Raw genomic sequence first — 10,833 nt, forward strand, 5'->3', positions numbered from 1 at the left:
GTAAGAATTTTTGTGAACTAATTAGACCATATTAGAGGTAAATAATCATGCCAGAAACTAAGTTAGCTTTTGGTGACAAGGAGCTAATTGTCAAAACTACGCCAAACAAAAAATACGAAATTCTGGGCTCTTTTCTTCGGAAACTGTCAATTTTAATCGTTTTAAGTATTGGATTTATCATTGCAGTTGTGATAATTCCATATCCAGTCAAATTATTGCCTCAATTGTTGTTAGGCATGATGTTTGCACACAGTATTGAACTTGAACATGAACTCACTCATCATGTAAATTTTTTCAATGAGCGTGTCAATCGTTGGGTAGGAACACTTTTAGGTCTTCCCATGTTAGTTTCTTTTTCCCTTTATAAAGCCCTACATGGTCATCATCATTCGGCATTGGGAACACCTGAAGACAAAGAAACCTTCAATTACAATTATGAGAAACTAACATCAATTTCAGGATTTATCCTTCATCTTTCTATGCTGGGGCATTACTCTGGAGTTGTTGAAAATATTTGTGCAGCTTTGGTTGGTAAATTAAGGGAGGATGTATCGCCTAAAATTGCACACCGTATTCGTAATGAATATTGTCTAATAGCATGTTTGATAATTATCATGCTTGTTCTCTCAATTTTATGGCAGACAACAATTTTACTCGATACTTGGCTAATACCTTTAATTATATTTACAGGGCCAATACATGCGTTGATTGAATTACCAGAACATTTTGGCTGCGATAATCAAACAACAAATCCTTTTCACAACACTCGTACAATTCAGGCATCTAAATTTTTAACATGGTATGTAAATGGTAATAATTATCACGTTGAGCATCACTTGAATCCAGCACTACCCATTAATGAATTAAGAAATTACCATAGTACAATTGTTGGCAAAATAGAGAATTTAGAATCTTCTTATTGGTCATTTTATAAGAAGTTCTTTGAAAAGCTTTTTGGTAAAAAAATGTCATTAGAGAATAACTAAAACTTGAACAGTTTGCTGAATTAGAAACATTTTTATCTTTGATTATCTTTTGAGGTTGACTTATGGTGTCTGAAGTTAAAGTCCAAAAAATTTCGGGAATAGACCTGTGGCAGTGGCGTAACCAAGCAAAGCAAGAAGCACTTGCGGCTGATGTTCCTGTTGGTGAACTTGATTGGTTACTAGAAAATATTACAGGTCTTGAACATCTGGCTTTGCAATCAGAAACTTTCAAAACCCAAGACGAAATTTTGCTTTCATCTTCCATGTCAGACATATCTAGTCTTTGGAACAAAAGGCTGAACGATCGCGTACCTGTAGAATACTTAATTGGACTAGCTAAGTGGAGAAATTTTTCTCTATTAGTTTCTCCAGATGTGCTGATTCCACGCCCTGAAACCGAGGGGTTAATTGATATGGCAATTGCAGCTGTTAAAAACTCCTCACTAAATTTGACTCAAGGACACTGGGCAGATTTGGGTACAGGTAGTGGGGCAATTGCCATAGCACTTGCTGATGCTTTCCCTGATATTATTATTCATGCCGTTGATTGCGATGCAGCTGCTTTGAATGTAGCAAAAGCGAATGCAAAATATTACGGAGTGGCAGATCGAATTAATTTTTATCAAGGTTCTTGGTTTGAACCATTAGCACACCTTAAGGGTAAGTTTAGTGGAATGATTGCCAATCCTCCTTATGTTCCCACTTCTTGTGCTCAAAAAATGCAACCTGAAGTGGCTTACGAACCCCAATTTGCGGTATATGGTGGCGGAGTAGACGGTCTAGAACATGTTCGTCATCTGATTAAGTTTGCACCTGATTACCTTATTTCTGGTGGAGTATGGTTACTGGAAATGATGGTAGGTCAAGCCGAGGTAGTTACTCAACTCCTCCAAACTCAAGGAGATTATCAAGATATTCAAATTCATATAGATTACGCAGGGCGTAATCGATTGGCTAATGCAAGCCGGATTTAAGTCGAAGCATTTCTAATAACAAACACTCAATGTTAGTAGATCGTATCACTGATTTACTTTCATTGAAAAGCTTTGTAAGGGCGACAATCGTACACCCTTACAAAGGATTCATTTGTGACAGAGGTTATAGCAATTGGTAGAAGTTGATTTGCAATGCTTAGTTTATTAATTATCTTTCAATTGATTTAATGCGATTAGAAAAAATGTTGCGAAAACGTATAAGTAAAAAGGGAAAAACATTGTTGAGTTGGTTATATCTTGTTTTAGGTATTATGTTTGAGGTTTCTGGAACCACATTCATGAAATTTTCAGCAGGCTTTACGAAACCTCTGCCCAGCATTTTAATATTTGTCTTTTATGCTATGAGTTTAATTTCTGTAACCATTGCATTAAAAAAATTAGATATTGGTGTCGCTTATGCTGTTTGGTCAGGTGTGGGAACAATGATCATATCAATGGTTGGTATCTTATACTTTAGAGAATCTATTTCTCTAACTAAAATTATTTCAATGGTATTAATTATTGCAGGAGTTATTAGTTTAAATTTAACTAGTAGATGACCAAAAATAATGGGATACAAGCCCCCCCTTTTAACGAAGTAGAGGGCAGTCCCTATGAAACAAGTTTCACCCACCAAAGATGAAAGAGGTTTTTTATTCTATACCCCTACACCCTTTACACCCTTATACCCTTACACCCATTTTCAAGCTAGACAGGTCTAGTACGTTACGGCCTTCGTATAGGATTGGTGCTGCCTGATACTTAAATAATACTAGTCCTGAGTTGAACAGTGCGGACCAAGAGCGAGACTCAGGACTTTTCTCCTCAGAACTCAGGGTTTTCCTGATTGGGTTCTCAACTGATTTAGCGTAATTTAGGTATTAGATTGAGTGCAGAAAGTACAGACTTTCCTCAAAGTCAAGCAGAAGGCATAAACTGCCTTTAGTTGTAAGTTTTGCATTCAAGCAATTTACACTCTGATAGTGGTTTACCGGTTGGAAACATACTAATAAACTGATGCCACCTCTGCACATTCTTCTAGTAGACGACAGCCTTGCTTTTCTCAAATCCGCAACCCGCTTTTTAGCAATGGATAAGCGGGTGGAGGTTGTCGGGTCTGTTCTGCCTGCAACACAAGCCCTCTTTTGTTACTACCAACAAAAGAGGGGTTATACCAATTCACTAAAATTTGGCAACAGATGCGAATCACGAAAGTCCTGCTAAATCTAAGTTTCTTAATTGCGAATTGCGAATTGGTATTAGTCACACAGCAGTTGTGACAAATGGCTTGAGATGTTGTCTGTTTTTTAACGATATTCAAGCTCAATTAGTAGTTGTTATATTTTTCCACACAGGAGGGGTAAAATGGCTTATTCTTTGCAATCTTCAAAAGAACAGCTTCACGTCGGTCAAAATAGCCTGAACGAGTTTGTGATGGGGTGGCTGCAAGACTATACAGAAGCGGTTAAGCATATTGACTTGTTTAAGCCTGAGTTGACCAAAAAACTTTCCTATGAGCAACAGGTGTTTTTTGCGAAGGCGTTCTACCATGCTAGGGGTCATACCAATGACTTCTTCTGGTTTGTTGCTAATCACGGCACCTATGAAATGAAGCAGCTCATCCTTGAAAATACCGTAGAAGAATATGGTGGAAATCAAGGGAAATCTCATGAAGTGCTTTATTACGAATTTGCCAACGCTCTGGGTATTGACCTAACGGATGAGGTAGTCAACGAAACAACCCATTTGCCCTTTATGCACGAGTATAATCGCGGTCATTTGCGTTGGCTGGCGGCACACGATCCTGACTCGCTCCTTGCTGCCTTTTCTGCTTATGAAAAGTTGGACAATCCTGACTACACCAACCTTTATGATCTCGTTCAGAGTTTTGGTATTGAAGGTTGGGGGCTGGTCTTCTTTGCTGTTCACCGAGATGTTGAACACTATGAGGCAACCACGCATATGCTTGATAACGTCTGGAAAACCAACCCGGAAAAGGTGATAGAAGCTTTTGCTTTTATAGGTAAACATCAGATTGATATGTGGCAGCAGCTTTCTGATGCGGTGTTTTCTTATCGTCCACAGCTTGAGCTTCAAATGCCATAGTAAGTAGAACGGCGTAAATATTTGTAGTGGGGATAAGGCAGGAGGCAGGAGGGAAGAGGTTTTTAGCTTAGTTAACCTTTCGTAACATAGTTTGGTTTTTTCTCACCGACTTACTTACTTAGATAGAAATAAAGCCAATCAAATACTTTTATCTCAAAACTTTGATACTTCACAAAAAGTACAATGTCTTTTCGATTGGTTTTCTCTCGTTCAGCCTTGTGTATTTGGTTGAATTTCGGCTTGCAATTTGAATGGTCTTGTTAGAAAGAATTGACAACAATTAAACATTAGTTTTTGTGAGAAAAATGCTGCATACATCATCAACTGTATTATTAGATTCCGAACTCAAGCAATCGCCATCTAATCAAAAACAAGAGTTAGCCTCTTATGTAAAAAGTCTTTATGGAGATATTGCTATTTCTGAATGTCCTTTTACAGAAGAAGAGATAGGCGAATTATCAAAAACAAATGAATTGTTGATTTATTTACCTGCAAAGCTGACGATGCAGCAACTTTGTGATAGGTTTGGCATTAAAGCTAATGTAAATTTCGAGAATGAAACCATGATTAGAAATACGATGGTTTCAGAAGACCAATGGTTTATCGCCTCTAATAGTAAAACACCGGAATTAATTAACGAAACTGGGCTTTTCAGCAAGCGAGTCTATGAAGATGAAGGTCTTCATGGCATGGATTTGAGAAGATATCTTGCATTCGCAGCAACTTTTAAATATTATTTTTATGAATTTCCCGACCAAACCTATTGGTGTTTTCTCTTATCAGGAAGCTACGACCGTAGCGGTGTATCTGTTGTTGGCTTTGATGCAAAAGGTGTACTCAGCCATCACGGTTGGATGAAGAATTTTAAAGCTAAGTATTGTGGTTCTAGATATATAGTTATTCCTCCAAGAATTGAAATCTTGCGTTCTACAAAGTCATTAAAAAGGGCGCGTCGCGGGAACGGAAGTGCTGAAGGTAAAGAAGCAAGTATGGGTTAAACTTACGTATGTCACTTGTGCAAATATACGATTTATTTAGCCCTGATTTCTACGCACAACCAGAACCTACTTTAGATGAGATGCGCTTAAATCATCCTGTTTATTGGTGTACTCGTCTAGAGTCTTGGGTATTAACACGTTATCAGGATATTTCAACCACGATTCGAGATGCGAATTTTTCGGTGGATAGAAATGGTCAAATTGCTAGGGGAGGGTCGCCTGGGCTGCGGGAGAAACTAAATTTTTGCAATAACTTTTTTGCCAGTTGGATGGTTTTTTCTGACCCTCCCAGGCACACATTTCTACGCAATATTGTGTCTGGAGTGTTCACTTCCTCACTGATGGAAAGTTATAAGCTTTGCATTGAAGATTTGACTTGGGAACTGATTAAAAACGTTAGTGCTAAGGGAGAAATGGAACTAATTCAAGATTTTGCGGTTCCCCTCCCTGCGCTAGTGACGGCAAAGATGTTTGGCATATCGCGAACGCATATTGCAGAACTAAAAGATTGGAGTAGTAGTATATTTACTCTACTTGGAGCCGACAATGCTAGCGATGAGGCGATTAATGCAACTTACCAAAACTTGGTAAAATGTATTACATACTTTCATATGCTAGTGGAAGAACATCGTAGTTCTAAGAGTGATAGTTTAATCAATCAATTAGCCAACGCTTCCTATTGTTCGGCTCAACTTAGTACTCAAGAAGTTGCTACCATGTGTATTGTCATGATGGCTGGTGCTTACGAAACTACAACACACTTAATTGCTAATGGTATACTTGCACTATTACAAAACCCTGCCGAGTTAAACAAACTCAAAGACAATCCAGCCTTAATCGACAGCGCAGTTGAAGAAGTATTTCGGTATTGTGGGCCTGCTTTTAGCGTCGTTCGTCGAGCTAAATTAGATACGCAAATCAATGGACAAAATATTCAAGCCGGACAAAAGATTTATTGTCTGTTACACGCAGGCAACCACGACCCAGAACGTTTTCACCAGCCAAGTAAACTAGACATTTCTCGGCAAGACAACCGTCATTTAGGATTGGGATTAGGTATCCACTTTTGTCTTGGTGCAGTTCTAACTCGCTTGGAAACCAAAGTCGCCATTAACTCTCTTGTCCAAAGCTTCCCAAATATACATCTAAATTCCTCCAAACTTGAGTGGATACCTAATTTAGCAATGCGAGGTTTAAAAAAATTACCTATTGCATTTTCTTGATTAAATTATCGCTGATATGAGTTTAAAAGATAGGTAAAAAATAGAACTTACACATTGACAAAGATGGCAAGATGTAAATGGGGACTTATGAGCGTAATTTAACGGTATCGCGGAAGTCCCCACCCTCCACGAAGTAGGGTGGGGATGGACAGCGGTCAATGAAGAAGACATCCCCGACTGATTCAATCCGTAGGATTGAGAGGGAGGGGGATGACTGATGAGTTGACAGTTTTTGCGTTGGGAAGCGAATCTATATAATCTTCTATTACCGCAGTCATTGTTTTATCCGTGAGGACTGCATATTCTCTAAGTATATTAAGTCTCCGGTCTGACAGTCTTAGGTTGAAATATTTCTTTTTCATTGTCGTTATTATGTCGTTATTTCTTTTAATATAAGTATAGCGATAAAAAAAGAGGTATTTCAAGCAGTGGCAACAAGGCGAATGACGTTTCGGTTATACCCAACAAAGCGAATAGAGCAGTCTTTGAGGTATCATCGCAAGCTTCATAAAGAGTTGTTCAATGCTGCTGTATACAACCGATTTACACAGTATGAAAAGTTCAAGCATTCTGTTACCTATATCGAGCAACAGAATTCTTTACCAGCATTCAAAGAAGTTTGGACAGAGTACAAAGAAATAAACTCTCAAGCTTTGCAAGCAACATTGAAACGTGTTGATTTTGCATTTGAACGATGGTTCAAGGGATTAGGAAAGCGCCCAAAGTTTAAGTCTATTCGCCATTACTCAGGGTGGACTTATCCAGCTAAAACTGGTTATTCTGTTGAGTCTAATGGTGAAAACGGGTACTTGAACTTGTCTAAAATTGGGCGTATTCAAATGCGTGGTAAAGCTAAATGCTGGGGGACTCCAACCACTTGCACTATCGTTTATCGTAACGGGAAGTGGTACGCATCTATAACGGTTGATGTATTAGATCAAGTACTTAAACCTCAAGTTTTACCAGTTGGTGCTATTGGTATTGACTTAGGCTGTAAGTCAGCATTGTCCATAACAGATGGGGTGAGTCATCAACACTCTTGTGCTCCCAAATTCTTACGAAATGCTGAACGCAAGATAAAGCAGGCGTCTAAGGAGAAGAGACGCAAACAAGCACCAAATAGGAAGAAAAAAGTTAAAGCTTCTAGAAGATGGAAAAAAGCCCAGTTCAAAGTTAGCAAGCTTATTCGTAAGGTTGCGAACCAGAGACAGGATTGGGTACATCAAGTTGCAGCAGAAATAGTAAGCGGTAATAGCTTCGTTGCAACCGAAAAGCTAGAAGTCACCAAGATGACCCGTAAAGCAAACAAGGGTAAGCGGAAAAAGCAGAAAGCAGGGTTGAACAAGTCAATCCTTGATGTCGGTTTTGGAATGCTACGAAGTACCATCAAATATAAAGTTGAACAAATTGGTGGTGTATTTGTAGAAGTCCCAACCAAGAAGGTAAAACCAAGTCAAACCTGTCCTAAATGCGGACGCCAGCATAAGAAGACTCTGGACGTACGCATCCATGAGTGCGGTGTCTGCGGGTATGTACAGGATAGGGATATCGCTGCTGCCGAAGTGATGCTCTACTGGTCAAAAGGAACTCTACCGGGGTTTGGAACAAGCCTCGTAGACGCTGATGTTGCCAGCGCTACTTCATGCCCCAGCAAAAAAACTGGAAGTATGAAGCAACTGGGACGTGTGAAGTGTCAAAAATCTACAGGTAGCTCACCCAAAAACGAACTGAGGGATGTAGAAACCCACAGTTCAGGCGAAGCCAACTGTGGGTAGTTCATTATGCCTTCGTCTTCGCTCCGGGCGATCGCTACTAGGAGCGAAGGTCACATCTTGCACCAAGAAAATTTGATGTGATTAAGTCACTCTGTATTAAACCAAAACTCCTTTATTTAGCGAGAGCAGGTTTAGTACGTTACACCCTTCGTATAGGATTGGTGCTGCGTGATACTTAAATAATACTAGTCCTGAGTTGAACAGTGCAGACCTTGAGCGAGACTCAGGACTTTTCTCCTCACAACTCAGGGTTTTCCTGATTGGGTTCTCAACTGATTTAGCGTAATTTAGGTATTAGATTGAGTGCAGAAAGTACAGGCTTTCCTCAAAGTTAAGCAGAAGGCATAACTGCCTTTAGTTACAAGTTTTGCATTCAAGCAATTTACACTCTGACAGTGGTTTCCCCTTTGGAAACACACTCATAAACTGATGCCACCTCTGCGCATTCTTCTTGTAGACGATAGCCTTACTTTTCTCAAATCCGCAACCCGCTTTTTAGCAATGGATAAGCGGCTGGAGGTTGTCGGGTCTGTTCTGTCCGCAACAGAAGCGCTGGAGCTAATTCCTCTATTGTGCCCTGATTTGGTACTAATGGATTTAGCAATGCCTGAAATCAATGGTCTGGAAGCAACACGCCTTATAAAAGCGCAGCCAAATGCACCATACGTCATCATTTTAACGTTGAACGATAGTAACGAAGAGCGCGCTGCAGCTAAGGTTGTAGGTGCAGATGGCTTTGTTACTAAGTCGGAATTTTCTTCATCTTTGCTGCCCTTGATAGACTCTTTATTTGCTTAGTGCAGAATTTCATAAATTCGTAGCGTTTTTTTTGCCCAGAGCTTGAGACTAGCGGCTGGTTAATTCCTCATGAACTTGCGAAATGTTGTACTTAGCTAGTTACGACATTACTAAATGCAAGTACGCAGAATTAAAGCAGTCAAAATAGTCACTAGATAGCATTTTTTATCACTGTCCTCAGAGGAGACTTTGTCTGTCAGCAAGTAAAAATGATTTCCTTTGAGTGACGAAAATACATACCATCGCAAAGCGCGTCCTATGCCGCAACCAAGCTCCGTTTGGTTGCCTCAAATCGAAGATTTGAAGAGAGGGTTTGCTAGAGGAAAACCCTCTGGGCATATACGGACGATGGTCCCAGGACCCGCGCAAGGCGCGATGGCACGGAGTGCCCGCCTTCGGCGATCGCCCCCAGAAAACAGTCTGCCATTTTTCAGAACCCTATTTGCTCAGGCTAAAACCCAAGCTAAATTACGCTTCTGGCGATGTAAGCGCGAGACTTGTCAGAAATCCGGGCTATACCACTACCAGTGAAAGGAAGTTGAAATGGCTGATTTGCAAACGTTCTACCTGCCCAAATCCATCACAGGAACACAATCCGATATCGATACAGCACGCGAGATAATTCAAGCATGGAGAACCGACGGAATATTTCAGGTTGCGACAAACACAATACAGAATCGAAAAACCGAGAGTGCATTTGAAGCGAGCCGACGGTTCTTTCGTATGCCTATGAAGTTCAAATCCCAATGCATTAGTGATCTTAACTACGGTGGCTATATTGCTTCTGGAGAGGAAGTTACCGCTGGGGAGTCCGATTATTCCGAGATATACACTATTTGCAAAGATACTCCACTCAATGATGCCTGTGTACAAGCGCAATGGCCATGTCATGGACCAATGCCTTGGCCTGATGAAGAGTACCACCAAAGTATGAAAGTATTCATGGACGAGCTCGGCTTAATCGGCGAGAAATTGCTGAAGTTGACGGCTCTAGGGTTGGGGCTAGATGATATTAACGCTTTAACGAAATTGACCAGGGATGGTTGGCATCATATGCGCGTATTGCGATTTCCGACGCTATCTCAAAAATCGGCGAGGGGGATCGGCGCACATACCGACTACGGGCTATTGGTCATCGCAGCCCAGGATAACGTGGGTGGTCTCTATATACGTCCACCGGTCGAAGGGGAAAAGAGAAACAGAAATTGGTTATCGACCGAAAGCATGGCAGGTATGTATGAAAACGATGATCCTTGGACCTTTGTGAAGCCTGTGCCAAGTGTACTGACCGTGTTCCCTGGCGATATTCTGCAGTTCCTGACTAATGGCTACCTGCTCTCAACGCCCCATAAAGTCAGGCTAAACACGAGGGAGCGATTTGCGCTAGCGTACTTCCATGAGCCCAATTTCGATGCTTGTGTCCGTCCGCTGTTTGATCCGTCAAGCGATGAGCATATCCACTACGGAACGCACTTTACAAATATGTTCATGAGGTGTTATCCAGACAGAATAACCACACGCCGTATTATCAATGAAGACCGCTTGTCAACTTTGGCTAGTTTAGAAAACAAGACCCTTCATCGTTTGACCACAGTGAAAAACGCATACGCATTGCAAAGATAATAACCAAACGGGAGCAACGCGAAAAAGTTGGATCAAACCGAAAAAGGGCGATCGATAAAAGGTAAAAGCGGCGATCGCACTCGCAATTGGCAAAGGAAGAGTGGAAATGCCATTGGTGGATCGACATTCCTATTGTGCAACGTTTGCGTGTTTAGCGCAGACAGCGCAACTACGAATTATAACGCTACGAACTTATAAGACTGTAGCGGCGGATATCAGGTTCAGCAGCAAGCAAACCGTCAAGTTTAGCGTCTACTTCCTCCATATGGGCTGTGGCTAGATGAGCATCAAGAGCATGTCGGGTAGGTCAGGGACATTGCTGTCCCCTTCCCCCCTCAAAACCGGACGTG

10 protein-coding genes are annotated in these 10,833 nt (G+C 40.9%); all 10 read left to right on the plus strand.

Features of this window, described 5'->3' with window-relative positions:
• Positions 1 to 47: 47 nt before the first annotated feature.
• The 10 genes from ACM0OZ_RS37750 (at position 48) to ACM0OZ_RS37795 (ending at position 10,483) form a co-directional block, all read left to right on the plus strand.
• On the plus strand, positions 48 to 986 hold the full coding sequence (locus tag ACM0OZ_RS37750; protein WP_414587968.1) for a fatty acid desaturase family protein: 939 nt from the start codon (positions 48 to 50) through the stop codon (positions 984 to 986).
• Between the two features lie 62 nt (positions 987 to 1,048).
• The gene (prmC, locus tag ACM0OZ_RS37755) at positions 1,049 to 1,960 is read left to right on the plus strand and encodes a peptide chain release factor N(5)-glutamine methyltransferase (protein WP_414587969.1); all 912 of its coding nucleotides are present in this window, start codon (positions 1,049 to 1,051) and stop codon (positions 1,958 to 1,960) included.
• Positions 1,961 to 2,148: 188 nt separating this feature from the next.
• Positions 2,149 to 2,520 (plus strand): DMT family transporter, encoded by a 372-nt coding sequence (locus ACM0OZ_RS37760; RefSeq protein ID WP_414587970.1) that lies wholly within the window; start codon positions 2,149 to 2,151, stop codon positions 2,518 to 2,520.
• Positions 2,521 to 3,325: 805 nt separating this feature from the next.
• Positions 3,326 to 4,066, plus strand: a complete 741-nt coding sequence (locus ACM0OZ_RS37765; RefSeq protein ID WP_414587972.1) for an iron-containing redox enzyme family protein — start codon at positions 3,326 to 3,328, stop codon at positions 4,064 to 4,066.
• Between the two features lie 305 nt (positions 4,067 to 4,371).
• Positions 4,372 to 5,064, plus strand: a complete 693-nt coding sequence (locus tag ACM0OZ_RS37770; RefSeq protein WP_414587973.1) for a hypothetical protein — start codon at positions 4,372 to 4,374, stop codon at positions 5,062 to 5,064.
• An 8-nt stretch (positions 5,065 to 5,072) separates the two neighbouring features.
• Entirely contained in the window at positions 5,073 to 6,287 is a 1,215-nt protein-coding gene (locus ACM0OZ_RS37775) for a cytochrome P450 (RefSeq protein WP_414587974.1), read from the plus strand.
• 443 nt (positions 6,288 to 6,730) lie between these two features.
• Positions 6,731 to 8,062, plus strand: a complete 1,332-nt coding sequence (locus tag ACM0OZ_RS37780) for an RNA-guided endonuclease InsQ/TnpB family protein (RefSeq protein ID WP_414587975.1) — start codon at positions 6,731 to 6,733, stop codon at positions 8,060 to 8,062.
• Positions 8,063 to 8,491: 429 nt separating this feature from the next.
• Positions 8,492 to 8,860 carry a response regulator transcription factor gene (locus ACM0OZ_RS37785; RefSeq protein ID WP_414587976.1) on the plus strand — a complete coding sequence of 123 codons (369 nt, stop codon included), beginning with the start codon at positions 8,492 to 8,494 and terminating at the stop codon, positions 8,858 to 8,860.
• Positions 8,861 to 9,079: 219 nt separating this feature from the next.
• The gene (locus ACM0OZ_RS37790; RefSeq protein WP_414587977.1) at positions 9,080 to 9,391 is read left to right on the plus strand and encodes a hypothetical protein; all 312 of its coding nucleotides are present in this window, start codon (positions 9,080 to 9,082) and stop codon (positions 9,389 to 9,391) included.
• 12 nt (positions 9,392 to 9,403) lie between these two features.
• Positions 9,404 to 10,483 carry a 2-oxoglutarate and iron-dependent oxygenase domain-containing protein gene (locus ACM0OZ_RS37795; RefSeq protein ID WP_414587978.1) on the plus strand — a complete coding sequence of 360 codons (1,080 nt, stop codon included), beginning with the start codon at positions 9,404 to 9,406 and terminating at the stop codon, positions 10,481 to 10,483.
• The last annotated feature ends 350 nt before the right edge of the window (positions 10,484 to 10,833 follow it).

The sequence above is a fragment of the Scytonema sp. PCC 10023 genome, from assembly GCF_963920835.1.
Lineage (GTDB): Bacteria > Cyanobacteriota > Cyanobacteriia > Cyanobacteriales > Nostocaceae > Kalymmatonema.